A 25,345-nucleotide genomic window follows, 5' to 3' on the forward strand; every position below is an offset into this window, starting at 1 on the left:
ATAGGCCACATCCCACCCGCTGAATACGAAGCCCGCCACTACCTCACAACCACGAAACCCCAGGTCACACACAACGTCTGAGATCTCTATCGAACCCGGAACGGTTCAGTCCTTGCCGCACAACGGACGAAGTGTGCTCGCATCCGCAGCCAGAAGCGTCTGCGTGGCGTGGCTGGAACAACGGTGCCCGACCACGATCTCGACGCCGCCGTCTCCCACGCCCACCATGCCCTCGACACTGCTTTGAACACCGGCGCGGCCCGGTGCCGAGGGCTGGTCACCAGCCTGCTCCCCCGGCTGGAGGCCCACCGTGCCAGCCACACCGCGGCCAGCGCCTCTCTCGATGCAGCCCGCCACCGGCTGGCCTCGGCCGCCTGCCAGCCCACATCCTGATTTGGGTCATATGGGCACCACGTTTTCGGTGACGACCGGCGTCAGAGTTGGGCGCCGTCGGTGGCGCCGATTGTGCTCAGCACACGCCCGCCCACGACTGCGCCCCACTCAAACCGCTGACCGACACCTCTGCCCAGACAGACTTCCCGTCAGCGTGGTAGCGGGTGCCCCATCGGTCGGCGAGACTCGCGATGATGAAGAGCCCCCGCCCGGTCTCATCGCTGGTACGGGCATGCCTGACATGCGGAGAAGTCGGCGCACCGTCGCTGACCTCAAAGGTGAGGGTCTGGTCAAGGATCAAGCGGAGGCGCAGCGGGGCACTCCCATAGCGGACGGCGTTGCCGACGAATTCGCTGACGAGGAGTTCGCTGGTGTAGACGATTTCCGCGTCAAGGCCCCATGCTTCCAGCTGCCGCCGAGCCGCCGCTCGAGCGATCGGCGCCGCCTCAGGGCCCTCCGGCAGAGCAAGAGTGAGAACCCGATCCGCGGGCAGTGCCTTGGTGCGGGCAAACAGCATCGCGGTCTCGACGGGAAGTGGGCCATCTGCGAGTTGGTGAGCGAGGGTGTCTGACAAAGCCACGAGCGGTCCCGAACCAGCCGATTCCAGCAGCGGGCGCAGAGGGCCGGCCGACGTCGACACCTCGGCGGTCGTACTCATCACGATGGTGCTTCCCTCAGGCAGTGCGAAGGTCGCAGCAGGAAAGGGCGCAGTGTCGCGTGCTGCAAGCTGAGGTCCGGACTGCGCCACGAGACCGGTCGAGGTGCCGTCGGGAAAGATTGCGAAGGATTCAGGAAGTCCCGCACATGCGGTGGTGCAGGTGCGGTCCACGGGGTCGTAGATCGCAATGGCACAGCCGGCGGTGAGAGGTTCGCGATGTAGCGGATCCACAGGCGGCAATGCGGCGCGCGCGGCGACGAGACGCGCCGTTGTATCGCTCAACCGGGCGAGCAGTTCGTCGGGCTGCAGGTCCAGAGCGGCAAGGGTGTGGACGGCTGTTCGCAAAAGCCCCATGGTGATGGCCGCAGGGATGCCCTTGCCCGCCACGTCTCCGACGATCAGTGCGGTGCGCGCGCTGGGGAGTGCGATTGCATCGGACCAGGCGCCGCCACCTTCTTCGCCAGGGATGTGCAGATGGCGGACCTCGAGGGTGGCCTGGGTGTCGGGCTGTGGTGGGAGGATCCTGCTCTGGATGGTGGAGGCGATGATCCACTCGCGCATGTACCGGCGGGCGTTGTCGATGCACAGTGAGGCATGTGCGCCGATCGCAGACGCCGCGTCAAGGTCGCCTTCGTCGAAGGGTGCTTCCCCCTCGTGACGGAAGAAGGTGACCATCCCGAGCAGCTGTCCTCGAACCGTCAACGGGGCCACGATCAGAGAGTGAGCACCAGATCGCCGGATCTCGTCCGCCTGTTCCGGCTCCGCCCACGCACACGCTTCCTCGACCGACATCAGGCGGGCTTGCGGGGCGCACAGGATGCGGGCGGTGGGAGTGCCGGCAGTGAGGGAGCGAAGTGTTCTACGTGCCGAGATCCGGCCCAGTATGGCTGCTTGGCGCAGGGAAACGGCCTTCTTGACCGGCGTTCGCGGAGGGTCCTGTCCGCGAACCACCTCTTCGACCACCTCGACAGCTGCGGTCCCGGCGAAGGCGGGCACCACGGCCTCGACGAGCTCCCAGCTGACGTCCGTGACGCTCAGACGGTGTCCTACGTTCGCGCGAATCCGCTCCAGTAGGGCTCGGTGTTCCCTGGCTCTCTCTCGCTCGGTCACATCAAGCGTGCAGGCCACGAGCCCCTGCACGCCTCCGGACGAGTCTTGCAGACGGAAGTACGACACGGCGTAGATGCCGTAATCGGGCCGGCCCGACGGGTGCCTCCTGCGGACGAGTCGGTTCACCGCAGCGTCCCCGCTGTCGAGGACCCTGCGCGCCACGGCGGCTTCCTCCTCGACACCCGTGAACGCCCAGGCCTCGGGGAAAAGGGCGCCCAGCGAGCTTTCGGTGGACGTGTCGCCCACCGCTTCGGCGACCGCGCTCGTCCGGACGATGCGCAACTGCTCGTCGAGGATGTACAGCGCCACAGGCAGATGATCGAACACAGCCCTCAAGATCGCGGTGTCCCGGGTTGCCGACGGACACCCGGCTGCGAGGACCCGCCACACCACAGCCGTACCCCGCACGACGGGCTTGACCACGACCGTGGCCGCTTCCGCCGCGCCTCCGTTCCGCCCTCCCTCGTCCGTGGAGATGTCGTGCATGAGAGCAGCCACGGACCGTCCGACGGTGTCCGTTGCGGAGCGCCCAAACAGCTCCTCAGCTGCACGTTCCCACTCGATCACCCGGCCCGCCTCATCGACGAGGGCGAGCGCCTCACCGCTGGGCATGTGAGCACCTCCGACCTATACCTGCCCGCATCGCAAACGATGCAGCCGCACCAGCCGATAGCTACACCAATCGGCTCAGACCGTTTGACCGCCGCTGAAAGGCTGCGGGTCTTGGTGAAGGCGGTTGATACGTATCAGGCGCTGGTTGTCAGCCGCGCGGTGGCGCCCCGCGTATGGCGAACGAGGACGTGCTGCAGGACCAGCCTCACCTCACCGGAAGGTGGTACGGTCGGAGACACCATTCGCCGCCCCGCGCAGTCTTGGACACCGACGGTCCACGCCTTGCTCAGGCATCTGGAATCCGTGGGCTTCCCCTACGCTCCCAGGCCCCTGGGCTTCGATGAGCAGGGCAGGGAGGTGCTCACCTTCATCCACGGCGAGTCCGGACCGCAGGGTTGGGCCAAGGTGGTGGAAGACCAGGGCCTGTCCGCCTTCGCCCAGCTGCTGCGCGACTACCACGACGCGACCGCAGGATTCTCGCCCCCGGCCGAGGCAACCTGGTCCGACAGCTCAATCGCGCCCAGCGAGGGCGAGGTGATCTGCCACGGCGACTTCGGCCCGTGGAACGTCGTATGGCAAGGCAATCGCCCCGTGGAGATCATCGACTGGGACTTCGCCCGGCTGGCGCCGCGGATGCACGATGTGGCCTACGCGCTGCATTACGTCGCCGCATTTCGCGATGACGCCGAGTGTCTGCGCTGGTGGCACAGAGCCGCCCGACCGCCACCGGCGTCTGGAGCGCTTCTGCACGGCCTACGGTCTCACCACCACCGCTGGGGTCGTGGATGCAGTGATCGACAGGCAACAGGAGGACATCCATCTCGTGCACCGGCTGGCGTCCCAAGGGCGCGAGTGGCGGATTCGCCCCCACCGGGTGCGACGAGGCGTGTGGCCCGCGCAGGGCGGTCGAGCGGGAGTCGCGGAGCCGTCACGCACGCCGGATGATCAGCACAGCCGCGTCGTCGATGTGGTCTACCGCGACCATGGTGTCGAGGATTCGATCAGCGATCTCATCGGCGTTCAACCCGTCGTGGGCGGATTGCGCCGCTAGCGTCGCGACTCGCTCCAGCCCTGCTTCCAGCGTCAGGCTCGGGCCTTCGACCACACCGTCGGTAACCATGATCAGCGCGGCATTCTTGTCCAGGGTGAAGATTCCCTTGTTGTACACGGCGTCGGGTAGGACTCCGAGCACTGGGCCGCCTGGCAGTTCACGGACACTGTGCCTGCCGTCGTCGCCCACGTACAGCAACGGCACATGCCCCGCGCTGCAGCCCGTGACCTGTCCGTCGGAGGGGTCGATGTACAACATGGTGCAGCTGGCGAATCGCGCCGCGTCCATCGTGACGAGCAGGTCGTTCGTGCGCGTCAGCACGGTTGCCGGGTCCGGTTCGCAGGCGGCGATGGCACGCATGGAGGCACGCACCTGTCCCATGGCTGCGGCGGCGTTCACATCGTGCCCCTGGGCGTCGCCGATCTCGAAGGCGACCGCGCCGTCGGGCACGACGAAGGCGTCGTACCAGTCTCCGCCTATGTCCAGCCCGTCCCGGCTCGCACGGTAACGGGCGGTGACCTCCAGGCCCGGGAGGTGCTTCGGGAGCGTGGGAAGCATGGTCTCCTGGAGCGCCACGGCCAACTCCACGCGCACTTCTCGCGACCTGACGCGTCGCAGCGCCTGGCCCGCGAGGTCGGCCAGAGTGCTCATGAGGGCCCGCTCGTCCGGGGACGAGTCGTGCTCGCCGTCGTAGGTCACCGCCCAGCCCCCGAGGGGCTCACCGCCGACCGGGCTGAGGGAGGTGATCGAGACAGCGCAGCCGGATTCGAGCTGGTCGAAGTACGGCACCATGGCGCCGTCCGGCCAGCGGCGTACGTACTCCTCCTGGTTGCGCATGAACTGCGGCTCGCCGGTCCGGATCGCATGGGGCAGCGGGCTCGGATCGTCCAGCGACACGCCGTGTACAGCGGCCACCAGCCTCGGGATCCCGGCATCGGAGGAGACGCACAGGCGGCCTTCGGCAACGAGTGCCAACGCGGCGCCGGTGCCACCAAAGGTCGCGGCAAGGCGTGTCAGGAGGACCTGCTGCACCTCTTGCTCTGTCGCCGCAGTGATCAAGGCGGAGGAAAACGCCGCTATCTCGGCGGCTCGCTGCCGCGCGGCACTCAGCGCGACCAGAGCTTTGCGTCGGCGCGCTTCGCGCTTGGTGTCGTCTCGGATCAAGCCGAAGACCCGAAGCGGGCCGCCATACCCCAGTTGGACTCGACGGGCCTGGCAAGACAGCAGGTGCCAACCATCACGCTCGGTGAAGAACCTCAATCTGATCCAGGGAGACTGAGTGGAGGTCGACCGCACGAGCCGCCGTAGAGCCCCCCGGTCATCAGGGTGTACTCGCCGGACCACGCTGGACAACGGTACGGAGGCCTCCGGGAACAGCATTGCCAAGGCCGGTGCACCGCCCAGCCACTCCAGCTGCTGCTCCTGGGGTGAGTACCTGCACACACCGAGGTTGGCGGCCTTGGCCGCCAACCGGAACGGGATCACAAGGCCGCCCAGGTCGTTCCCCGCGTTCAACGAGTGCAGCCACAGCAGTTGCTCGCCGTCCGCAGGATCCCTCGTCAGTCGTGCCTCGACCAGGCAGACCAGCGGTGCCGCACCCGGCCCGGGGAACTCCAGCACTCGCATCACGACCGTCATCGTCGTGGCGGCGTGGGCCACGAGGCTTTCGACCGCAGTCAGCTGGGTCGCGGGCAACAGATCAGCCATGTTGCGACCCACGCACTGCTCCGCCGGCCTGTCCAGTGCCTTCGCCATGGCTGCGTTGAGGCTGCGGACGGCACCGTCCAGGGTCACGAGAGCCGAGGGGGTAGCCCTTCGGAGAAGCTGGTCCGAGGCGTCCATCGGTCACTTCCTGACAGATAGCGAAATCGCTTCTTCAACCAAATTCAGGTGTTTTGTTCCATGATCTCAGCAAAGGGATCCTTCGGCCGCGACGTCGAGCGACGTCAGTGAGAAACCTGCCGGGAGCGCGGCGTCACCGTGGCACTCAGCGGGAGACGACGGCCGGCAGGCCCACCACGGCGGCCGAGCGAATCGTCGGGTGACAGAGCGAGCGCCGTGACGTCTGAACCGCGGGATGCGGCCGGCTCATCATCGTGGCATTCCTCGCGATCAGCCCGGGATCGGACGGCGGTGGGACGCCCCCATGCGCACGGTCTCCCTGCGGGGGCTTGGTCGCTCTCGCCGCAGCAGACCAGTAGTAAGTAATCGAGTAGGCACAGCCCGTAGCGGCCGGGCGGCGGCGAGCAAGTCGGCACCGTTGGAGGCGAAGAGGCCCTCCTCACTGATGGGTACCACCCGCCCGTGCGCGGTCAGCGACCGCACGTTGACCCTCCCTCTCCTGATCGCGCTGGTATGCGGCGAGAAGGAAGAGCCAGATCTCGCTGACGGTCGGAAAGGAAGCGACCGCGTGCCTCAGTCGTTTGAGCGGGACCTCGCCGGCGACCGCAATGGTCGCCGAGTGCAAGAGTTCGCTGACACCGGGGCCGACAAAGGTCGCTCCGATGAGGATCTCCCGGTCGAGGTCGACGACCAGCCTGGCGTGACCCTGGTAACCGTCGGCGTAGAGCTTGGCGCCCTGGGCGACGTCAAAGTCGAGATCAACAGTCCTGATGCGATAGCCGGAGCGTTCCGCCTGCTCGGCGCTCAGGCCCACCGCGGCCGCCTCGGGGTCGCTGAAGAACACCTGGGGTACGGCGCGCTCGTCGGCGGTGGTGGCGTGGTCGCCCCAGGGCGCGTCGTCCAGCGGGCGACCCGCAGCGCGGGAACCGATCGCGTCACCGGCGGTCCGGGCTTGGTACTTACCCTGATGAGTGAGCAGGGCACGATGGTTGACGTCACCCAGGGCGTACAGCCAGTCGCCGTCGACCCCCTGCACCAGACAGGTGGTGTCCACATCGAGCCAGGCCCCGGGGGTGAGTCCGACCGTGTCCAGGCCGATGTCGTCGGTGGCGGGCGCGCGGCCCGTGGCGCACAACACCTCCTCCGCCTCCAGCTCTTCGCCGTCGTCGAGCGTAAGGGTGACCGGCCCCTCCGGGTCCGGACGGCGCAGGGCGGTCACCTGGACGCCGGTCCGGACATCCGCGCCCGCCTCTCTCAATCCCTGAGCGACCAGTTCGCCGGCGAAGGGTTCCATGCGGGGGATCAAGCGGCGCCGGACGAGCAGCGTGACCTGGGAGCCGAGGCCCTGCCAGAGAGTGGCCATCTCGATGCCGACTCCGCCGCCGCCGATGACGGCGAGGCGGGTGGGCATGCTGCTGGATTCGGTGCCCTGCCGGCTCGTCCAGGGACGGGCCTCGGCGATACCCAGGATGTCGGGCAGCGCAGGCCGGCTGCCGGTGGCGATGGCCACCGCGTGCCGGGCCGTGAGGGTCTGCCGGGTGCCGTCGTCACGGGTGACGCTGACGCGTCGAGGCCCGTCGAGACGGCCGTGGCCACGGAAGAGGTCAGCTCCCATGGACTTGAGGAACAGAGCCTGTCTGGTGTCGTCCCAGTCGCGGACAGCGCGGTTGCGACGGGCGAAAACGCCATCGGCGTCGACCCGACCGGTGACGGCCTGCCGGGCACCGTCCACGCGCCGGGCGTCGGCGATCGCAAGGACAGGACGCAGCAGCGCCTTACTGGGCACGCACGCCCAGTACGCGCAGTCACCGCCGACCAGTTCCCGTTCCACCACCGCGACGGAGAGACCGGCGGCACGGGCGCGGTCGGCGACGTTCGCACCGGCCGGGCCCGCGCCCAGCACGACCACGTCGTAACAGGCGTCTACCTGGGGGTCGCGCGATTCGCTCATGTTCTTCCTCGCATTCCTGGGAGTGCCCGACGGCGGTCGAGGGTGTGGTGGCGCGCCCGGTCGGTTGCGCCGGTCGGGCCGTCCGACAGGCGTCGGCGTGCGGGGTGACGAGCGACCGGACAGTGTCACACGGTTGGCGAGGACATGGCCGTAGGTCGTTCGGTGTCCAACGCCAGATCGCCTACGATCCCGGGGGCGCGCTGACGCCCACGGCCTTGGGACCCTTGAGCTGTGACTCGCCGATGTCGGCTCGGGCAATGCGGGGGGCCCGGGCCGGCGATGTGTCGGTGTTGGTCAGCGGGCTCCGCACGGCAGGCAACTCCCCCGCACCGGCCTTGGCGACGCACACCCCTATGCAGGTGTGGGCGGACAGGCAGTAGGTGCAATTGTTGTACTCTGCGCCGGCGATTGCCAGCCGTTCCCGGACCGAGGGCCGGAATCATGGACGCTGGTCCGCCGCGTGGGCAGCATCAGCGCGACGATCAGCACGAGTAGCCGGAGACCATCACCCAGACCGGCGGCCGGTTCGTGCCGCGTATCAGCCGACGCATCCGCTCGGCGATGTCGGCGGGCAGTACCCCGGCACCTTTTGCCGCGAAATGGTTGCCTCAGGAACCACAAGTCGCTGACTGCGAAGTCCTCCCGGCCGGTACCGACGCAACCGGGCAGGCAGCCGTTGTCCAGATGTCACAGACCGCAGTCGACACCCAGCGTAACGTCGCACTGGGCCTTCACCCGCAGTCCGCCCACCACAGCAGCACGGTAAGAGTTCGGGTGGTGCTCGACGCAAATAGAGCACAAGAAACTCCAGCACCCTCTGAGAGGTAGGCATGCCGGAGTGCAGCAAGAGCCGTTTCCCGACGGGCCCCACGCCGGCGGAGGGCTGCGGTACTCCCCCAACTCCGCCCTCCTGCGCTTCTGTTCTGGAGCAGGAGGGCTACCGCCAGTACCTGAGCGACTTCGCGGCGACGGGAGAGGCCGCGACCGAGAGCCGAATGACGGCAATCAGGGCGGGACCCCCGAGCCCGAACGGCACAGAGCCCCGTCTGCAGCACGAGGCCCAGCAAGGCCCCGCCCATACGTACACAGCAGTAAGGACCACACAGTGACCAGGGACATCGACATCCTGCACCCGGAAAACGGCGCGATCGTGCCGCCCGACCAGATCCCCACCGCTGTCACTGCGGGCCCCCTGGGCTACGGCGATGGCACGACCCAGACCTTCCGACCCGACGGAAGCACCTCCTACTTCGAGACAGGACGCCAGACGGAGGGCACCTGGTCCGTCGACGAGGGTGGCCGCTTCTGCTCCTTCTGGCCGCCCTCCTACCAAGCCTCCTACGATCTGCGATGGGTGGTGGAAGACGGAACGGTCGTCGGCCTTCGGTTCACCGACCCTAGGAGCGGCACCAGCTTCGACGGCCGTTTCCAGTAACCCCACGTTCCGCCCGAGCCGGCAAGCCCGAGAGGTGGCCGACCAGCTTGGAACGGCAGATCGCTGTGAGTCTGCTGGAGGAACTCAGCACAGCCGGGGTGAAGCCGATCGTGGACAGTCACCGAACGAGACACGACCCTCGCCGCGGCCGGTACCTCAAACCCTGGTGCCTACGTACAGACAAGGCCTACGACCGCGCTGACCTGCGCAGGTGGCTCCAGGGCAAGAGCCGCGGGAGAACGCATGACCGGAATCAAACACAGCGCGGCCACACACCGCGCACCGCAGATGCGCGTCGTCACTGCGTCGTCGTGTGCCGCAGCGGTCCCGACCCAACCTGCGGCCGCACGAGCTTCCAGCCGAACCCCTGTCATGGAGCCGGGCAGCAGGCGCGGCTGGGCGTCCGTGGGTGCCGTTGCACTCGGTGCGTTCGTAGTCGTCATGACGGAGACGCTGCCCGTGGGGCTGCTGCCAAGAATCGCCGAAGGACTGCATGTCTCGCTCGGTCTGGCGGGGCTGATGGTGCTCGTACCGGGTCTCAGTGCCGCCGTGTCGGCGCCGCTGTTCTTCCTTGGCTCCGGTCGCCTCAACCGGCGCCCGGTCATCCTCATCCTGGGTTTGACAGTGCTGGTATCGAACGCAGTCGTCGCGGTGGCCCCGAGCTTCGCCGTGGTGCTGATCGCCCGTATGCTCCTCGGCGCCACCATCGGAGCCTTCTGGACCGTGGTCTCACCGGTCGGACCCAAGTTGGTGGGGCCGGCCGGCGGCACTCGTGCCATCACCATCATCGCGGCGGGTATCTCGGGTGGCACGGTAGTGGGACTGCCTGCCGGGCAAATCCTCGGCAGTCTGATCGGCTGGCGTCTCACCTTCGCCACCGCTGCGGCGGCCACACTACTTGTCGTAGTTGCCCAGACAATCCTCCTGCCGAGCATTCCACCGGACAAGAGTACGCACGTGCGCGATCTCCTAAAGACCGTGTCACGCCGAGCCGTTCAGTTCGGGATGGCGGCAGGCGCCGTGCTGTTCATCGGTCAGTTCGCCGCGTGGACGTATATCACTCCGTTCCTGACAGGCCACACCCATCTGTCCAGTGGCGTGATTACCCTGCTGTTCGTCATCTACGGCTGCGGCGGCATCGTCGGCTCTCTCATTGCCGGATCGCTGTTCAAGCGCGGGGTGATCGGCAGCTTCGTCGGATCGACGACGGCGGTGGCCGCAATGCTCATTGGGCTGGCGAGCGCGGGAACCCTACCGTGGCTGACTGGCCTGCTGCTCGCACTCTGGGGCCTGATCTGGGGAATCGCGAACCCGGCAACCTTGGTCTGGCTACTCGACGCGGCGCCGGAAAACCAGGAGGCGGCATCGGCGGTGAATGTCACAAATTTGCAGGTCTCGCTGGCGTTGGGATCTGCGCTCGGCGCGATTCTCGTGTCAACCACAACCCTGCAAACATTGTTCTTCGTGGCGGGCTTCACCGTCCTCGGCTCTGGCATGCTCGCCGCAGTGGCGGGGCGCTTCGTGACACTCACACGGAGGAAATGAAGGGGCTTGAGCAAGACGGGGGTCAAGTGCCCGCGGACCGGGGTAAAGAATGCTCCTCGCGGCCGTATAGGGGCAATGGCATTGCGTTACGCGGGCGGTTCGATGGCGAAGGCCTGTGCTGGTGTTTGGGTAGGTTGCGGCCAGTTTCGGTGCCGGCATCCGCCGCCTGTGGCGGTCCCTGGGCCTGCCCTTCTCTCGGTCGAAGCCGCCGCGGGCTCACCCTTGTCAAGGCCCTGCCACGGCAACCAGCCTGTGCCAGGTTGTCGAGGACGGGTACTTGTCCGGCCCCCGCCGCTGACGAGATGGTCATCGCATGTGGATCTTTTGGGTACCCCTCGTACTTGTCATCGCACGTGCCTCTTGGGTCGGTTGGAGGGCACGTCGGCATGGCGAGCACCCCTTCCGGGACGGCGCCGCCATGTCGCAGGACGTCCGGGATGCTCGCCGCGACATGCGTGCCTGGAAATCGGGCTCGTTGGGGCACAGCGGCGAGGACCTGTCCTGGATGAAGAAGCGTCACTGACCGAGGTCGCCGATGCATGCACGTTACCGGCGCCGTGCGCTTCGCCTCCTGTTGCGAAGCGACTGAAGACACTCGTTCGCTGCCGCCCCCTTTCAGTCACTGCCGCGGGTACTTGATCAGCGGGTGGGACCGCTTCCGCAGCACAACCGGAACGACTTACGCGACCCGTGACAGGGAAAGCGGTGTTTCTCTGTCTGCAGGTCGGAAGCCAGCCCATGGTTCGGTCGCTTCGGTCGCTTCGGTCGCTGCGCCCGCTCCTCGGCAGGGTTTTCGAGGACGGACCACAGTACCCCTCAGGACGGGCCGCTTCGCTCGAACGGTCAGTGCGCTGGTCCCCAGCCGATGCTCCCGATACCCTCCAATGACGAATGGTCTTTCCACTCGGAGGACAGCATGAGCGCCCAGCCCGCGGACACCGGTCCTGCCCCCCAGGCCGCGCCTACGATCCGCAGCGTGCGCGCAGCCCTCCCCCCGGAGCACCGGGCCGGCTTCAACGAGCAGATCGACAACACTGAGCTTCACATGATCGGTACGGTCCTGGCCGACTGGGATGCCCGGGCTCGGGCCCTCGCGAGTCCGGCCATGCTCGCCATGGCGCGGCGCATCGCCGACGAGCGGGCCGGCAAAGCCGAAGCTCCCCCCACGGCGTCCGATGCCGAGATTCGGGCCCTCGCCCCGTCCATGCGCCCGTAGTCTGGCTCCGTGCCGTATGAGATCGACCTCAGCTCCGAGGTCGTCGCCGAATTCCAGCTTCTCCAGCCCTGGGCACGCCGTTCTCTCGAAGCGGCCCTCCTGGTGGCCTCTGGCGACCCGCACCGGCTTCCTGCCATCCCCCAGCAGTCTGAGCACGCCCGAATTCTGAGCTTCGCCGACGGTCGCGGACTGTGCATGGTGGAGATCGACGACGACACCAAGCGCCTGGCCGTCCGGCTCATCGAACCGCCCCGCTGACCGGCAACGGTCAGTGGTCGTCCTCGGATGCGGCCGACCGTGGTGCCGGCCGGTCGGACCTACTCGTCGCACACCATTCGTGGGCATCCGCGCAGCCGCGGTGTCCGTGCCGTAGTGCAGCAGCCAACCCCACGAGCGCAAGAGTCCGCTGCCGCCTCGGTCACCGTCGACTCACGGACACCGACTCGCTCGATTGCCTTGGTCAGAACTGAGGTCAGCTCGCACGGCGACCCGGGCAACTCGCCCAGGCGCTGTCGTCAGGTGAGCAGTTCGTGGTGCAGAGCCCGGGCAAGCCAGTCGCAGAATTCCTCGTACGCCCAATTCCGGTCACCGACAAGATGGCGGTGGAGACCTGGGTCGTTGTAGACCGTGATCACGTCGGCGGCGCGCTCCGGAGTGAGCCGGGGGGCGAGGGCACCGACAGTGGTGAGGAGCCCGACGATCTGTCGTGCGCCCTCACGCCGTTGGCGTCCGATATCGGCCCACAGCGCGGCGACGTCCGCGTCCAGGTCAGCGGCGGTGCGGACCACCTCGTACAGAGCCGACAGTCCCGCCATGATGCGGGCAAGGATGGCGGCGTATGCCGCGATGATCTCAGCGCCGTCGTCCAGCGATCGCATCTTCTGTGCCTCGGGCCGGTCGGCGAGGGGTACGGGGGCATCGTCGCCGATCAGGGCCTGGTCGTAGGCGGTCTTGAGCAGCCAGGGCTTCCCTCCGGCCGCAGTGAAGACGGTCGACCGGCTGACTCCGGCAGCCTCGGCGATGGCGTCGATCGAAGTGGCCGCGTATCCCCGTGCCGCGAAGAGGTCAGATGCGGCGGTGACGACGGCGCGCCGGGTCTCCTCCGCCTGCCGGGCCCGGATGCCCGAGCGGTAGGTCCCCTTGGCCGGCGGCTTCGCACTCATGCCTTGCTCCTGATCCGATCCGTGGTCGCGGCCGACCGCGTGGTGGTGCGCGCTCGCGGCGTGTCGAGCCTACCTGCCGCGGCGTTTCGCCTCGGCGGACCTGGGCTGGACGAGCGGCGCCAGGTGCTCGTGACGGTGCCGGCGATGGCTCCGCATATTTTGATCAGACTCTGAGTCTGATACTTTTGACTTCAACAACATGGGTCGAGTCGCGACCTCCACAGCTTCTGCGCGCCTGCAGAAAGGACGCCGCACCGCCCCAAGAACCCGACCAATCACCACCGGAGGAACATCTCCATGTCCGTCACACAGGCATTCATCCCGACCATCCCGATCCCGGGCGAGTTCGCAGGGCGGCGCGCCCTGGTCACCGGCGGGTCGCGCGGCATCGGCGCGGCCGTGGCACAGCAGCTCATCGACGGTGGAGCGACAGTCGTCACCAGCGCTCGCAACCGCGCCGAGGACACCCCCAAGGAGTCCACCTTCATCAGTGCCGACATCCGCAGCGCAGATGGGGCTCGTCGCCTGATGGACGAAACCCTCGACACTCTCGGCGGCCTCGACCTCCTGGTGAACAACGCGGGCGCCGCCCGCGTCCACCTCACGGGCGTTCCGGACGAGGAGTGGGAGGACTCCCTCGCGATCAACTTCTTGTCGGCGGTGCGGGTCACCTCGGCTGCCTTGCCCGCCCTGAAGCAAAGCGATCGGGCGGCCATCTCAACGTCTCTTCGGCCGTCAGCGCCAACCCTCCCGCACCCGTCCTGCACTACGGCGCGGCCAAGGCGGCACTGGAAAGCTGGTCGAAGGGCCTTGCCACCCAGCTGACGCCCTCCGGTATCCGGGTCAACACCGTCGTCCTTGGCATGGTGCTCACCCCAGGGGGCACAGAGGTGCTTGAGACGGTGGCGGGGGCCATGGGCGCCACGGCGGAGCAGGTCTACGCCTCGGTTCCGATCGGCCGAGGCGGCGACCCCCGTGACGTCGCCGAGGCAATCGCGTTCCTGCTGTCCGACCGGTCCCAATGGATCGCCGGCAGTTTCCTTCACCTCAACGGCGGGGCCTGAGGTCGCGTCTGCCGGCGCGGCGTAACGATGGCCACTCGGGATCCCTTCTCCGGGGTCAACTCGGTCACCGTGTACGGCGAGTACCGGGGACCAAGTACGAGTACGGCCAGTGGACGCCGCGGCTCTACACGGTCTGCACGGGATAGAGATCGTTGAGCAGCAGCGGCGGGACTCACGGCCACGCTCTCCGCACTACGGAAGGCCGTGGCGGCGGAGGAGCCGTTACGCCACAAGTGCGCCGCCATGCGGCGAGAGCATAAGGGCGCATGGCGTCACCAATCCCATGGTGGCCGAGCACGGGCTTCGGACCGAGGAGATCGCCCGGGAGTGCGGCGCCCCCCGAGCGCGAGCCGACCGCATCAAGGGCCGCACCCGCAGGGGTGCGGCCCTTCGTCGTACAGCGAGGGGAGCGGTTTGCCCTCCCGGTGCAGCGGTAACAACTCCGGCGCGGCAGGCGCTTCGAGGGCCGAATGCGCGTGCTCCTGCTGACCAGCGTCGAACGCGACTGCCAGGGGCGAGTGGGTCCGCTGCTGGACCAGGACCAACTACAGGGCCTCGAGACGGCCCGACCGCGGGTGGTGCGCATCACCGTCTGGGCCGTTCTCACGGCCGGGGGCGTGGTCGCTGTGTCCTTGGAGGGCATGTCCGAGAGCGCCGAGCAGATCGGCACGGGGCTCGTCGTGGTTGTCGTGGCCGCCGCGCTCTTCCAGCGCAACATCTGGCGCGTCTGGACCTCGTCGGCCTCGTCACAGGCGGGCCGTGACCGGTGACCCGGCGACGTGTAGCGCGCCGGGCAAGGTCACCCGGTCGGCTACTCAATGTGCATGAATCATTACCCACGGCGATTCTTGCTGTGGGCTCGCCGCTGTCTCCGACAGCTCTTCTCTCCTGGTGAGCGGCGTCCGCCGGGCGTTGTGGGCCCCTTGCTGTGGAGGTGACGTGTTGTCCCGAATAGCCGTACCTCGGTCGTGGTGGGCGGTGGTCGCGGGAGTGACCCTGGCGTCCAGTGCTTTGGCAAGCCCGGCGTACGCCGACGGCGGTCAGGCTGCGAATCCCGGCGTCGAAACCGGCCTCTCCAACCCGTGCTTGCTGTTCCCGTACTTCCCCGGATACTGCCCCAGCCGTCCGGGGTACCACGGCCATCCGGGACGCCCCGGGATTCCCGGACCCCCCGGGCCGCCTGGACCTCCCGGGCCACCGGGATCCCCAGGAGCGCAGGGCCCCGCCGGTCCTGCGGGGCCCGCTGGGCCTCAGGGCGAGACCGGCCCGCAGGGGCCCGCTGGGCCCGCAGGGTCTCAGGGACCCGTCGGACCCGCGGGGCCTCAGGGGCCGCCGGGCACGTCCCCGGCACACGGCCTGGTGGACTTCGACGACGCCGGGGCCTTCGTGTTCAACCCGCCTACAGGGGTGACCAGTGTGTTCGTCCAGGCATGGGGCGCCGGCGGGGGCGGAGCCGTAGGGGGCGGCGCGATCACCGGTGCCGGTGGCGGCGCCGGCGGCTTCGCCTGGTGCGTCCTCCCCGTCCAGCCGGGTACACCGGTCGCGGTGGACGTCGGCACCGGTGGCGCCGGTGGCGCCGGCGCGGCCAACGGGGCTCCGGGCGCGCCGACCGCAGTGGACAACAACCTGGGCGGCGTCGCGTCGGCCGGTGGCGGCGGGGGCGCGTCGCTGCTCATCGGGGGCAGCGGTGGCACAGGCGTCTGTCCCGGGCAGGGAACCGTCCGCACGGGCGCGGACGGTCAGGAGGGCAACCCGCTACCGGGCGCCCCGGGTCAGGGCGGTCGTCCTGCGGTGGACGGAGTCGTCCAGCCGGCGCCAACCGGTGCGGGCGAGGGCGGCGACGGCGGCGGCGACACCGACGCTCCAGGTACGGCGGGTGGCGACGGATACGTCGTCATCTGGTGGTAAACAGCGGGCTGGCCCGGCGCACACCTGGCGCGTCAGACGCCGCGTCTTCCGGCGGCTGTAGGGGCACTCGGTCGGCTACTGAAAATGCACCCCGAATTACGTAAGGCGATTCTTGCCGTGGGCTTGCTGGGGTCGACGACAGGTAGCGGCGGTTGTCCCCCATGGCGGGCCCTTTTCCTGGAGGTGATGTGTTGTCTCGAATAGCCATACCTCGTGCGTGGTGGGCGATGGCCGCGGGAGTGGCCCTGGCATCCAGTTCTCTGACGAGCCCTGCCTACGCCGTGAACGCCGACAGTGCTCAGGCTGACGCTGCGAAGCCCGGCATCGAAACCGGCTTTGCCAACCCGTGCTTGCTGTTCCCGTACCCTTCCGGGTACTGCCCCAGCCGTCCGGGGTACCACGGTCATCCGGGACGCCCCGGGATTCCCGGGCCCCCCGGGCCGCCGGGGCCTCCCGGGCCACCGGGAGCCCCAGGAGCGCAGGGCCCTGCCGGTCCAGCCGGTCCAGCCGGGCCTCAGGGCGAGACCGGCCCGCAGGGGCCCGCCGGACCTCAGGGACCCGTCGGCCAGCAGGGGCCTCAGGGGCCGCCCGGCACGTCCCCGGCACACGGCCTGGTGGACTTCGACGACGCCGGGACCTTCGTGTTCGCCCCGCCCGCAGGAGTCACCAGCGTCTTCGTCCAGGCATGGGGCGCCGGCGGGGGCGGCGGCGGATCAGACAGCACCCACACAGGAGGAGGTGGCGGCGCCGGGGGCTTCGCCTGGTGCGTCCTCGATACGACCACGGTCCCAGCGGTCACGGTAATCGTCGGTGCGGGAGGGTTTGGCGGCGCGCTCGGGGCGGGACTCGGTGGTACAGGCGGCAACACCGTTGTGGGCGACGGCGTCGATAACGTGACCGCCCTCGGTGGTGGGGGCAGCACGGGATTTACGGCCGGTGGCGCCGGCGGCATGGCCACTTGTCCTGGTCAGGGCACAGTCAGGCAAGGCGCCAACGGCGGGACCGGCACGACTGGCGTCCCGAACGCTCCGGCGACCCCCGGCGGCCGGCCGGCAGTGGACGGCGTGATCCAGCCCGCGCCGCCGAACGCGGGCACCGGCGGAGACAGCGGTCCGAGTGAGGTCCTCCTCACTGAGGGCCGGCCCGGCGGCAACGGATACGTCGTCATCTGGTGGTAGACCGCGACAAGGCCCGGCACGCGACCCGGCGCGCCGGGCCCGTCTGGTCAGGAGCCGACGGCCGCGGCGTCGGCGGTCTTGGCACCATCCTTGGGCCGGACCTCGCCGCCGGGTAGCGCTTGGTCACCATGTCGGCCGTGGCCTTGTTGCGGAGGTGAACACCACCTTCCCGTTGAAGGCGACCACCACAAGCGCCTGGCGCTTGGAGTGGCACGAGTACCGGACCGCTCGGGCCCTTCGCTGGTGATTGACAGGCCCAGCCACGAGATTGACGCCTCGGCGACCGCGGAGGTGACCGAGCGGCAAGCGACAGGGCTCGGCTGATCCAGCAGCACCCCAGCGCGCCCTCGGTTGGTCGACAGGCCCGCTGCGACTACGAACACCGGTGCCGCATCACCGGACTGCGGATCGGGTCGGTAGGCGACGGAACCGTATTCGTGGCCGAGCTGGAACTGCAGGGAGAACGTGGTGCCGTCCCGCGGAGGACCTGGTCGACCGGCAGTTTTAGCGGCTCTGCTGTTCGGCCACCAGGTCATGCCAGGTTTGTGTGGAGCCAGCGTGGAAGCGAAAGCCTCCGCCGGCACGTGATGGGCCAGGTGGTCGGGCTTTCGACGTCACCGGCCTCCCCGCTCACGGCCGTGCGAGCGGTGGTGCTCATCGGGTGCTGCCTCATCTGGGACGGCCTGCCGTCGCCTATGACCACTGAAGCCTGCCCGACGGCGGTGGCGGTCGAGGGAGGCAAGGGCTACACCAGTGACGCCCAGGAGCGTGCCGACGAGTTCCTGCCATGGGAATCCGCTGGTGCGCGGGGCGGGCCAGATCAGGTCGATGGCCAGGGCGCCGAGCAGTTGGCCGGCGATCAGCCCGAGGGAGGTCAGCAGCACGCCGAGGTGTTTGGCGAGGTAGGCGGACTGGCCGACAATGACCACGCCGAGCGGGCCGCCCAGATACAGCCACGGCTCCATGGGGGGCGCGGACCAGTCGCCGTCCGCAATGCTGCGGACGGTGACGGGGACGGCCAGGACGAGGACGCCGACGATGAAGTTGACGAGCGTCGCGGGCACGAAGTTGCCGTAGTGGGCGGTCTGGAGGCCGTTCATGACCGTCTGCACGCCGTTGGCCAGCCCCGCGGTGAATGGCAGCAGGAGCAGCAGCATCGTGCCCGTCGAACCGGTGACCGGGCCGCCAGGGGCGACGCTGAGGACGACAGCGGCGACGATCACCACCGAACCCGTGGTGCGTGGCCAGGTGATGTGCCGTCGGCCTGCCGGTCCGATGCCCCACACGTCGACGCCGATCCCGCCGATGGTCTGCCCGGCCACGAACGCGATGGTGAACAGGGCGATTCCGGTCACCCCGGCCACGACGCTCTGGGCGAAGATGAAGTAGGCGGCCGGTATGCCTGCCAGTAGCGCCCACCTGGGGAAGGCCGCTCGGCGTCGCACCGCGGCCGGGATGCGCGCCACACAGCGGCGCGCCGAGGGGACGGCCAGGGCGATCACGGCGACGAGCAGCAAGCCTGCGGTCGAGGCAAGAAGTGCGGCCTGTGGCCCGTCCTTCAGCCGCACCCCGAGAGCCCCGGTGATGCGTCCCTGCGCCGGCAGCAACATTCCGACGGCGAGAGCGGCCAGCAGGTGTACGGGCCTGGTGCCCGCGGGCGGGTCGGTGGGTCGTTGTGCGGCAGGGGACGGTGTCGTGCGGTGGTTTCTGTCCGCGAGGCGGGGTCGGCGTGCTGTACGGGGTCGCTGTCGTCGTGGGGGTCCGACGGGGATGGTCGTGGCAACCGCGACTTTTGAGGCGATCTGGGCAACGCGGTGACGGGCGCCCCTGACACGGCCGGCGGCGTGGCCGAGGGGGAAGTGCGCCCCGGCGCAGATCAGGACGTAGACGCCGCCCAGCGCGGCCATTGGCACGGCAGCGGCCGACCCGCGGTGGGTTGGGTGAGCTGCGACAGGAGGATCAGGAGGCCTTTGAGGGCCAGGGCGCTGACCCTGGCGCCCCGGGCCGGGGAGACGTCGCGTGGAGCCGGCTGGGGTGCTGCCGGTATGGACGGATACCGGTTCGGCTGGGGCGGTGGGGACGCGGACGCCGAGGTGTACCAGGTAGGAGGCGCCGCTCACGGTGAGCGCGCCGAACGCGCTGAACGCCAGGGGGTGGGCGGTGACCAGGGGGCCGACGCCGGGGACCACGATCGTGGTGATCAGGGCGTAGCCGATGGCGATGCCGCTGACCACGGGCAGGACGACGAGGTAGCGGGCGCCGGCCGCCAGAAGGTAGGCCCAGTCGTGGCTGGGCACCGCGATCAGGGTGAGAGCGATCGCCGCGCAGGCGACCGCTGCGGACAGTTCCATGGGGGCAGTTCTTTCCTCGGAGTGGTCAGTGGGCAGGAGCGGTGACGCGGATCCGAGTCCGCTGTCCGGTGGCGACGAGGGTGCGCTCACCGTCGCCTGAACGCCGCGCCTCCTGCCGGCAAACGGTCACGGTCCGCCCGGACTTCAGGACGGTGTCGATCGCTTCGATGTGGTCGCCGACGGCGGGCGCGATCGAATTGATCTTGATTTCGACGGTGAGGACCTCACTGCCCTCTCCGCACAGGGTCCGGGCCGCACGGCCGCCGGCGTTGTCGGCGATGGCGCTGCCGGCGCCGTCGTGGATGCATCCGTCCTGCCAGCAGGCCTCGGGCTGGGCGGGGAGCGCGATGTAAGGCGGGCGCCGAAGTGGGTCACCATGCCCTGCCGGCCGAAGCTCATCTCGACCCGCTGGTGGGCCGCGTTGCTCGGCTGCTGCATCTGGATCGGGGTGTTCACGGGGTTGTTCTCTTTCGGGCGGGTCAGGTGGCCACGCGTTCGGCGATCAGGAAGAGCCCGATGAGGATCATCAAGACGCCGGAGGTGCGGATGACCGCCCGGGCCACGGAGGGTCGGGTCTTGAGCACGGTGCGGGCCAGGACGGCGACGGTGAGGTAGACGGCCGCGCAGGCGGTCATGTGCAGGGTGCCGAACAGGCCGGTCTGCGCGGACACAGGCCAGCCACCGCCGGTGGTGTCGATGAACTGCGGGAACAGCGAGACGTACAGCAGCAGTGCCTTCGGGTTCAGACCGCTGATCCCGGCCCCCTTGAGCATCATCTGCATCAACGAGGTGTCGGCCGTCTCTTCGGAGGCCGCCAGCTCGGCGGGCCGGCGCAGTACGTTCGAACCCAGCCACACCAGGTAGCCGGCACCGGCGACGGTCAGCGCGGTGAGAGTGGTCGGCGAGCCGGCCACGATCACGGCCAGGCCCGCGACGGCCAGAAGCGTGTAGCCCGCGTATCCGGCGATCAGCCCGGCCACCGCAGGGAGTATCGCGCGTTCGCGCAGGCCCGCCGAGATCGCGAAGGCCCAGTCCGCGCCGGGGGTGAGCACCAGCAGAAGATCTACCGCCGCAAAGGCCACCAGCGTGGTCGTGTCCATGGAATCTGTCCTCGCCCTCTCCCATAGTTACTACGTGAGGAAGGCTAGGCCGAATTCGCCCGAAAATGTTCCCTTCTTTACCCCTGAGCCGGGGCGTCTGAGGAAGAATATTCTCCATGGATGCCACAGACCGGAAGATTCTTGCCGAGCTGCAGCAGGACGGCCGTCTCACGATCACCGAACTCGCCGCCCGCGTGCAGCTGAGCGTCTCGCCCTGCCACCGTCGGCTGCGCGACCTCGAACGTGAAGGCGCGATCCGCGGCTACCGCGCCGCCGTGGACCCAGCCGCCGTCGGGCTCAACTTCGAAACCCTTGTCTTCGCCACCCTGCGCTGGGAGGACGCCAACACCGTCGCCGCTTTCGAAGAGGCGGTCACCGCCATCCCCCACGTCCTCCAGGCTCAGCGCTTGTTCGGCGAACCCGACTACCTCCTACGGGTCGCCGCCACCGACATCACCGCCTACCAGCGCCTCTACGACGAACAGCTCGTCCGCCTGCCCGGCGTTCAGCGCCTGACCTCCACCCTCGTGATGAAAAACGTCATCGCCGACCGTCCCCTGCCCGCATAGCCACCGCACAACCGGACGTACAGGCAGCGGCCACCTGCGTCACGTCGTGTCGACGCAGCTGCACCACCTCCATGTCCCACGCCCAGGAGGCCGACCGACGCCACCACCTCACCGGCGGACGGCTCACGCAGGACGCACGCGCCCGACGTCACAATCCGGCTCCAACTCCTCGCAAGAGACCGGAATGCGCACCCGGGAACTGCTGGCGGTCCTGAGAGCGCGTCACGAGTCCGAAGGCCCTTGCCTGCATCGTCCCCGGGTCACAACACCGCCGCAGCCTCGCCTGCCACCCAGGTCTGCCAGACACGACGGGTGTTCGGAATGTCAGGACGGTCGAGGAGCCAGAGCACATACCCCGCGTGGCACCGGGCCCACGGACTGTCCGAATCGGCTGCCCGATCGAGTCTGCCCCGCAGGTCAGCGCTGTCTACAGCTCGGGCTACCCGCACGTATTCGCGGTCCTTGCAGCGATACGCCCGGTGGACGACGAGCTCGACCAGGTCGGTGAGCTTCGCCTTGAGCGCCTCCTCCTGGGGAGCACGGGCCACCTTACGGATCAGGGTCTCCTTCGTACCCCACGCCTTCGCATGCTGCGTCCACTCCAGCGGGTACCTCGCCTCCCACTCCAGGAAGAGCAACGCGTAGGGCAGCCCCGGCCACGTCGCAAGATCCCCGCCCGCAGGGCCGTTCCACACCCCGTCAGGCAGTGAACGCCTCTGGACTTGCCAATACCTCTCGAGTGCCTGTCGAAAGACCGGCTCCCGGTACTGCTCGTCCGCTCCCAGAGGCCGCGTCAGCAGCCACATCTCGTTGGACCGGTCGAGCGCGTCCCTGACCTCCCTTTGGGCCTCGGCCAGCTGGACGAGCGCTGCACCTCTCTCAGCCGGATCCTCCGCGATGAGCCCGAACGCCCAGCCCAGTCGCTCAGTTCATGCACAAGCGTCGTCCGCATCTGCACCTGCCTCTTCAGCCACGCACGGGATCATCTCCTAGCGCAATCGGCTCGCTCCACCCGACGGTGAGGGGGGAGACGCCATGGCTCCGGGACGCTCGCCGGTGGCGCCGGCGGCACGTACAGCACGTGTCCGGGCCAGGGCACAGCCAGGCAAGGCGCGAGCGGCGGGGCCGGCACAGCTGGCCCGGTTGTTCCGGTGTCCCCGGGTGGACGGCCGGCGGTGGACGGTGTGGTCCAGCCTGCGCCGCCGAACGCCGGCACCTGTGGGGACAGCGGTGCCGGTGGTGGTCTCCTCAACCCCGGGCAGGTGGCGGCAACGGATACGTCGTCATCTGGTGGTAGGCCGTGACGACGACGCCCGGCGCACCATCTGGCGCGCCGGGCCCACCCGGTCAGGCGTCAGGCGCCTCTTGGCCGAGATCACCCGGTCGGCTACTTAGTGTGCACAGTCCGACACGTAAGGCGATTCTTGCTGTGGGTCCGATGCTGTCTCCGACAGCTCTTCTCTCCCGGTGAGCGGCGTCTGACGCGCGTTGCGGGCCCCCTGCTGGAGGTGACGTGTTGTCTCGAATAGCCCTGCCTCAGGCGCCTCTGCGGCGACGCCGAGTCGGTGTGCGGATGTGGACGGTGGCCGCGAGCGTGGCCCTGACGTCCAGCGCTCTGACGGGCGCCGCGTATGCGGGAAGCGCCGAGGGTGGCGAGGCTGCCGCCTCGAAACCCGGCAATGCAACCGGTCTCGCTGACCCGTGCTTCCTCTTCCCCTACTTCCCCGGCTACTGCCCCAGCCGCCCGGGCCATGGTCACCCGGGCCGCCCCGGCATTCCCGGCCCGCCCGGACCTCCCGGCCCGCCCGGACCGCCTGGGCCTCCCGGACCGCTGGGACCTGCCGGACCTGTCGGACCTGCTGGACCCGCTGGACCCGCCGGGCCGCAGGGACTTCCAGGTGAGGCCGGCCAGCAGGGACCTGCTGGGCCCGCCGGACCTGTCGGGCCGCCCGGACCCCAGGGACCGCCCGGTGTCGCCCCGGCTCACGGCCTGATGGACTTCCAGAGCGACGGTCAATTCATGCCGCCCGCCGATGTCAGCACGGTCTTCGTGCAAGCATGGGGCGCCGGCGGGGGCGGTGAGGGAAGCGACTTCGCTCGCACCGGATCCGGTGGCGGCGCCGGGGGCTTCGCCTGGTGCGTCCTTCCTGTCCAGTCGGGTACACCGGTCGTGGTGGACCTCGGCACAGGAGGAGCAGGCGGGCTCTTGGGTGGCTTCCCCGGCACCCCCAGCATGGTGGACAACGGTCTCGGCGCCATCGTGAATGCCGGTGGCGGCGCGCCGGGGATCATATCCGGGGGCGCCGGCGGCACAGCTTCCTGCCCCGGCCAGGGCACAGTCCGCCAAGGCAACGACGGCGCAAGCGGCACGATCAGTGGTCCGGTCGGTGAGCCGGGTGGCGTGGGAGGCCGCCCGGCGGTGGACGGCATCATCCAGCCGGCTCCCCAAGGCGCTGGCATCGGCGGATCAGGCGGCGCACGCACCAATGGCCTCCCGGTCCTCGGCGACAACGGCGGCCCCGGATACGTCGTCATCTGGTGGTAGCCCCGCGTGGCCCGGCGCCCCATCCGGTGCGCCGGGCACGGTCGGTCAGGCGCCAGGCTCCTTCTCGGCCGTCCCGTCGGCCGGCGTCTTGCCCTTCTCGCGGACCTCGCTGCCCTGGTGCCGCTTGCCGACTGCTTCGGCGGTGGCCTTGTTGCCGGTCGTGAAGACGACCTTGCCGTTCGGGGTGACGACCTCGAACTGTTGCTTCATGGACTGGCACGAGCACGCCACCACTGGGCTCCTTCGATGGTGGTTGCACGACCAGCCACGAGATGGACGCCTCGGCGACCACAGACGCCGTGAGGTGGCCCCGGCCGTCCTGCCTGGTCGAGGTCACTGTGGCTGAGCACGTACCCACGTACCTGACGGGGCACCCGGGGTGTAACCCCACGCGTGGGGACGCGCCTCCTGGAAACGCGGAACGGGGCCGCCTCAACGTACAAGGCGACCCCGCTCCAACGTGCGTGCGCTGGACGCGAGGCGTCAGCCGCGGACGATGTTCTCCGCCTGCGGGCCCTTCTGCCCCTGCGTCACGTCGAACGTGACGTGCTCGCCCTCCTGGAGCTCGCGGTAGCCGTTGCCGGCGATGTTGGAGTAGTGGGCGAACACGTCCGGCCCGCCCCCGTCCTGCTCGATGAAGCCGAAGCCCTTCTCGGCGTTGAACCACTTCACGACGCCAGATGCCACTGTGTTCGTCCCTCACATACCGCTGATGCAGCGCACCCTGCAGGGCACGCCGGCAGACCGTTCTTCCGGCCGCGGGCACATACATACCCGATGAGGCGACGCCTTAGCCAGCACATTCGCCCGCGCCGGTGCCGACACCTCGTTCGGGTGGTCTCTCGCCGCGCAAGGGCCCGCGCAAACCGTGATCCTCGCTACCAAGAAGCACTGCGAAGATCAAGCAGCACCCGCTATGACGTCCGCGACTTGGTCTGGGCCGCACGCCGCGGCCACTGCCGCCACCTGGTCGTGGCGGCACGGCCTCCCCGACCACCCGCCCTTCACCGGGCCCACCCGCCGCGGCCTCCTGGGACGGCTGAGCAAGCACACACGCCGGGACCGGTGATCCGCCGCGCGGTGCCGGTGCCGGGGGCCGCCCCAACGTGAGCCGCGGCGCAGCGCCGACTCCACTCGTTGCTGGGGCAGTCCGGCAACCCTGCCCCAGACCAACACCCCCCACACCACACTCCGAACGAGGCCTCTTCCAGTCCAGATGGCGAAGCGTTGCTAGTCGGACGTCATCAAGAGCTCGCCCTGATCGCTGGTGATCTCGACATGCACAGTCGCCGGGTTGGTGTCTCCCCAGACGCGGCAGTCGAACTTGGTGCCTACCTTGACCACGACGGACACGGGGCAGGCCACGAAAGCGCCGGGATTGTTCTTCTTCATGCTGCCGACTTCACCCGCCACCCGCTTCTCCAGCGCTGTCTGGTCCAACACGCGTGGCGGTTCGACTGCGATGGGGCCAGTGGTCACCTTGATCGTCACCACCACTGCGCAGGCGGCGAGCACAGCCAAGGACAGCGCTATGACGGTACGTGCAAAGCTTCGTTGATCAGTCACCGGAGCAGTCCTACCGAACCCCAAGTCGGCTGACAAGAGGAGCAGTCAGCCAGCGGCGCGTCCTGCACCGGGCACGCTGCAGGCAGGC

The 25,345-nt window shown here is 68.9% G+C and carries 23 protein-coding genes and 2 pseudogenes; 14 read left to right on the forward strand and 11 right to left on the reverse strand.

The genetic code is table 11. From position 1 onward, the window contains the following. Positions 1-183 precede the first annotated feature (183 nt). A complete protein-coding gene (locus tag ACFZAU_RS14050) occupies positions 184-393 on the forward strand; it encodes a hypothetical protein (RefSeq protein WP_500552328.1) in 210 nt (69 codons plus the stop codon). 76 nt (positions 394-469) lie between these two features. Here ACFZAU_RS14050 and ACFZAU_RS14055 read toward each other — a convergent pair whose 3' ends face one another. Beyond that, positions 470-2,773, reverse strand: a complete 2,304-nt coding sequence (locus ACFZAU_RS14055; RefSeq protein ID WP_500552329.1) for a SpoIIE family protein phosphatase — start codon at positions 2,771-2,773, stop codon at positions 470-472. Between the two features lie 39 nt (positions 2,774-2,812). On the opposite strand from ACFZAU_RS14055, the gene ACFZAU_RS14060 reads away from it, so the two are divergent. Beyond that, positions 2,813-3,718, forward strand: a complete 906-nt coding sequence (locus ACFZAU_RS14060) for an aminoglycoside phosphotransferase family protein (protein WP_500552628.1) — start codon at positions 2,813-2,815, stop codon at positions 3,716-3,718. On the opposite strand, the gene ACFZAU_RS14065 is transcribed toward ACFZAU_RS14060, so the two are convergent. Both ACFZAU_RS14065 and ACFZAU_RS14070 read right to left on the reverse strand, forming a co-directional pair. Beyond that, complete coding sequence (locus ACFZAU_RS14065) at positions 3,702-5,666, reverse strand: SpoIIE family protein phosphatase (protein ID WP_500552330.1); 1,965 nt, start codon at positions 5,664-5,666, stop codon at positions 3,702-3,704. The genes ACFZAU_RS14060 and ACFZAU_RS14065 overlap by 17 nt on opposite strands. A gap of 439 nt (positions 5,667-6,105) precedes the next feature. Beyond that, positions 6,106-7,617 carry a dihydrolipoyl dehydrogenase family protein gene (locus ACFZAU_RS14070; protein WP_500552331.1) on the reverse strand — a complete coding sequence of 504 codons (1,512 nt, stop codon included), beginning with the start codon at positions 7,615-7,617 and terminating at the stop codon, positions 6,106-6,108. Between the two features lie 1,105 nt (positions 7,618-8,722). On the opposite strand from ACFZAU_RS14070, the gene ACFZAU_RS14075 reads away from it, so the two are divergent. The 5 genes and pseudogenes from ACFZAU_RS14075 (at position 8,723) to ACFZAU_RS14095 (ending at position 12,071) form a co-directional block, all read left to right on the forward strand. After that, positions 8,723-9,052, forward strand: coding sequence for a hypothetical protein (locus ACFZAU_RS14075; protein ID WP_500552332.1), 330 nt, complete (start codon positions 8,723-8,725; stop codon positions 9,050-9,052). Between the two features lie 95 nt (positions 9,053-9,147). Further along, a pseudogene (locus ACFZAU_RS14080) lies at positions 9,148-9,288 on the forward strand (IS5/IS1182 family transposase); the annotation flags it as partial. Between the two features lie 136 nt (positions 9,289-9,424). Then, positions 9,425-10,597, forward strand: a complete 1,173-nt coding sequence (locus ACFZAU_RS14085; protein ID WP_500552629.1) for an MFS transporter — start codon at positions 9,425-9,427, stop codon at positions 10,595-10,597. Between the two features lie 976 nt (positions 10,598-11,573). Continuing rightward, on the forward strand, positions 11,574-11,813 hold the full coding sequence (locus ACFZAU_RS14090) for a hypothetical protein (RefSeq protein WP_499605961.1): 240 nt from the start codon (positions 11,574-11,576) through the stop codon (positions 11,811-11,813). A 9-nt stretch (positions 11,814-11,822) separates the two neighbouring features. Continuing rightward, positions 11,823-12,071, forward strand: coding sequence for a hypothetical protein (locus ACFZAU_RS14095; RefSeq protein WP_500552333.1), 249 nt, complete (start codon positions 11,823-11,825; stop codon positions 12,069-12,071). 257 nt (positions 12,072-12,328) lie between these two features. Here the strand turns inward: ACFZAU_RS14095 and ACFZAU_RS14100 are convergent, their stop codons facing one another. Continuing rightward, on the reverse strand, positions 12,329-12,976 hold the full coding sequence (locus tag ACFZAU_RS14100; protein ID WP_500552334.1) for a TetR/AcrR family transcriptional regulator: 648 nt from the start codon (positions 12,974-12,976) through the stop codon (positions 12,329-12,331). A gap of 297 nt (positions 12,977-13,273) precedes the next feature. On the opposite strand from ACFZAU_RS14100, the pseudogene ACFZAU_RS14105 reads away from it, so the two are divergent. From ACFZAU_RS14105 to ACFZAU_RS14120, 4 genes and pseudogenes are all read left to right on the forward strand, one after another. Beyond that, positions 13,274-14,040, forward strand: a pseudogene (locus ACFZAU_RS14105) (oxidoreductase). A 470-nt stretch (positions 14,041-14,510) separates the two neighbouring features. Further along, positions 14,511-14,810, forward strand: a complete 300-nt coding sequence (locus tag ACFZAU_RS14110; protein WP_500552335.1) for a hypothetical protein — start codon at positions 14,511-14,513, stop codon at positions 14,808-14,810. A 616-nt stretch (positions 14,811-15,426) separates the two neighbouring features. Beyond that, on the forward strand, positions 15,427-15,948 hold the full coding sequence (locus tag ACFZAU_RS14115; RefSeq protein ID WP_500552630.1) for a glycine-rich domain-containing protein: 522 nt from the start codon (positions 15,427-15,429) through the stop codon (positions 15,946-15,948). A gap of 227 nt (positions 15,949-16,175) precedes the next feature. After that, positions 16,176-17,126: a glycine-rich domain-containing protein gene (locus ACFZAU_RS14120; protein WP_500552336.1), complete on the forward strand. Its 951-nt coding sequence runs from the start codon at positions 16,176-16,178 to the stop codon at positions 17,124-17,126. Between the two features lie 614 nt (positions 17,127-17,740). On the opposite strand, the gene ACFZAU_RS14125 is transcribed toward ACFZAU_RS14120, so the two are convergent. The 3 genes from ACFZAU_RS14125 to ACFZAU_RS14135 form a co-directional block, all read right to left on the reverse strand. After that, positions 17,741-19,477, reverse strand: a complete 1,737-nt coding sequence (locus ACFZAU_RS14125) for a DMT family transporter (protein ID WP_500552337.1) — start codon at positions 19,475-19,477, stop codon at positions 17,741-17,743. A gap of 25 nt (positions 19,478-19,502) precedes the next feature. After that, a complete protein-coding gene (locus tag ACFZAU_RS14130) occupies positions 19,503-19,826 on the reverse strand; it encodes a PaaI family thioesterase (RefSeq protein ID WP_500552631.1) in 324 nt (107 codons plus the stop codon). A gap of 130 nt (positions 19,827-19,956) precedes the next feature. Further along, positions 19,957-20,577, reverse strand: a complete 621-nt coding sequence (locus ACFZAU_RS14135; RefSeq protein WP_500552338.1) for a LysE family translocator — start codon at positions 20,575-20,577, stop codon at positions 19,957-19,959. 116 nt (positions 20,578-20,693) lie between these two features. Here ACFZAU_RS14135 and ACFZAU_RS14140 point away from each other — a divergent pair, with 116 nt between their 5' ends. Further along, the gene (locus ACFZAU_RS14140; protein WP_500465856.1) at positions 20,694-21,146 is read left to right on the forward strand and encodes an Lrp/AsnC family transcriptional regulator; all 453 of its coding nucleotides are present in this window, start codon (positions 20,694-20,696) and stop codon (positions 21,144-21,146) included. Between the two features lie 260 nt (positions 21,147-21,406). On the opposite strand, the gene ACFZAU_RS14145 is transcribed toward ACFZAU_RS14140, so the two are convergent. After that, on the reverse strand, positions 21,407-21,952 hold the full coding sequence (locus ACFZAU_RS14145) for a hypothetical protein (protein WP_500552339.1): 546 nt from the start codon (positions 21,950-21,952) through the stop codon (positions 21,407-21,409). Between the two features lie 945 nt (positions 21,953-22,897). On the opposite strand from ACFZAU_RS14145, the gene ACFZAU_RS14150 reads away from it, so the two are divergent. Together ACFZAU_RS14150 and ACFZAU_RS14155 are read left to right on the forward strand one after the other, a co-directional pair. Then, positions 22,898-23,140, forward strand: a complete 243-nt coding sequence (locus ACFZAU_RS14150; RefSeq protein WP_500552340.1) for a hypothetical protein — start codon at positions 22,898-22,900, stop codon at positions 23,138-23,140. Then, complete coding sequence (locus ACFZAU_RS14155) at positions 23,140-23,691, forward strand: glycine-rich domain-containing protein (RefSeq protein ID WP_500552341.1); 552 nt, start codon at positions 23,140-23,142, stop codon at positions 23,689-23,691. The genes ACFZAU_RS14150 and ACFZAU_RS14155 overlap by 1 nt, the downstream gene beginning before the upstream one ends. 45 nt (positions 23,692-23,736) lie before the next feature. Here the strand turns inward: ACFZAU_RS14155 and ACFZAU_RS14160 are convergent, their stop codons facing one another. From ACFZAU_RS14160 to ACFZAU_RS14170, 3 genes are all read right to left on the reverse strand, one after another. Beyond that, positions 23,737-23,901, reverse strand: a complete 165-nt coding sequence (locus tag ACFZAU_RS14160) for a hypothetical protein (protein ID WP_500552342.1) — start codon at positions 23,899-23,901, stop codon at positions 23,737-23,739. Positions 23,902-24,174: 273 nt separating this feature from the next. Beyond that, positions 24,175-24,378 carry a cold-shock protein gene (locus ACFZAU_RS14165; RefSeq protein WP_319139601.1) on the reverse strand — a complete coding sequence of 68 codons (204 nt, stop codon included), beginning with the start codon at positions 24,376-24,378 and terminating at the stop codon, positions 24,175-24,177. 543 nt (positions 24,379-24,921) lie between these two features. After that, positions 24,922-25,257, reverse strand: coding sequence for a DUF4333 domain-containing protein (locus ACFZAU_RS14170; protein ID WP_500552343.1), 336 nt, complete (start codon positions 25,255-25,257; stop codon positions 24,922-24,924). Positions 25,258-25,345: the final 88 nt, after the last annotated feature.

Source organism: Streptomyces sp. NPDC008238 (assembly GCF_042956445.1).
In the GTDB taxonomy this organism is placed as follows: domain Bacteria; phylum Actinomycetota; class Actinomycetes; order Streptomycetales; family Streptomycetaceae; genus Actinacidiphila.

Excerpts from the sequence above, each read along its gene's own strand:
- ACFZAU_RS14055 (WP_500552329.1), bottom strand. The coding sequence starts at position 2,773 with ATGCCCAGCGGTGAGGCGCTCGCCCTCGTCGATGAGGCGGGCCGGGTG.
- ACFZAU_RS14060 (WP_500552628.1), top strand. The coding sequence starts at position 2,813 with ATGCAGCCGCACCAGCCGATAGCTACACCAATCGGCTCAGACCGTTTG.
- ACFZAU_RS14065 (WP_500552330.1), bottom strand. The coding sequence starts at position 5,666 with ATGGACGCCTCGGACCAGCTTCTCCGAAGGGCTACCCCCTCGGCTCTC.
- ACFZAU_RS14070 (WP_500552331.1), bottom strand. The coding sequence starts at position 7,617 with ATGAGCGAATCGCGCGACCCCCAGGTAGACGCCTGTTACGACGTGGTC.
- ACFZAU_RS14085 (WP_500552629.1), top strand. The coding sequence starts at position 9,425 with ATGGAGCCGGGCAGCAGGCGCGGCTGGGCGTCCGTGGGTGCCGTTGCA.
- ACFZAU_RS14100 (WP_500552334.1), bottom strand. The coding sequence starts at position 12,976 with ATGAGTGCGAAGCCGCCGGCCAAGGGGACCTACCGCTCGGGCATCCGG.
- ACFZAU_RS14110 (WP_500552335.1), top strand. The coding sequence starts at position 14,511 with ATGCGCGTGCTCCTGCTGACCAGCGTCGAACGCGACTGCCAGGGGCGA.
- ACFZAU_RS14120 (WP_500552336.1), top strand. The coding sequence starts at position 16,176 with ATGGCCGCGGGAGTGGCCCTGGCATCCAGTTCTCTGACGAGCCCTGCC.
- ACFZAU_RS14125 (WP_500552337.1), bottom strand. The coding sequence starts at position 19,477 with ATGGAACTGTCCGCAGCGGTCGCCTGCGCGGCGATCGCTCTCACCCTG.
- ACFZAU_RS14135 (WP_500552338.1), bottom strand. The coding sequence starts at position 20,577 with ATGGACACGACCACGCTGGTGGCCTTTGCGGCGGTAGATCTTCTGCTG.
- ACFZAU_RS14140 (WP_500465856.1), top strand. The coding sequence starts at position 20,694 with ATGGATGCCACAGACCGGAAGATTCTTGCCGAGCTGCAGCAGGACGGC.
- ACFZAU_RS14145 (WP_500552339.1), bottom strand. The coding sequence starts at position 21,952 with ATGTGGCTGCTGACGCGGCCTCTGGGAGCGGACGAGCAGTACCGGGAG.
- ACFZAU_RS14150 (WP_500552340.1), top strand. The coding sequence starts at position 22,898 with ATGGTCACCCGGGCCGCCCCGGCATTCCCGGCCCGCCCGGACCTCCCG.
- ACFZAU_RS14155 (WP_500552341.1), top strand. The coding sequence starts at position 23,140 with ATGGACTTCCAGAGCGACGGTCAATTCATGCCGCCCGCCGATGTCAGC.
- ACFZAU_RS14160 (WP_500552342.1), bottom strand. The coding sequence starts at position 23,901 with ATGAAGCAACAGTTCGAGGTCGTCACCCCGAACGGCAAGGTCGTCTTC.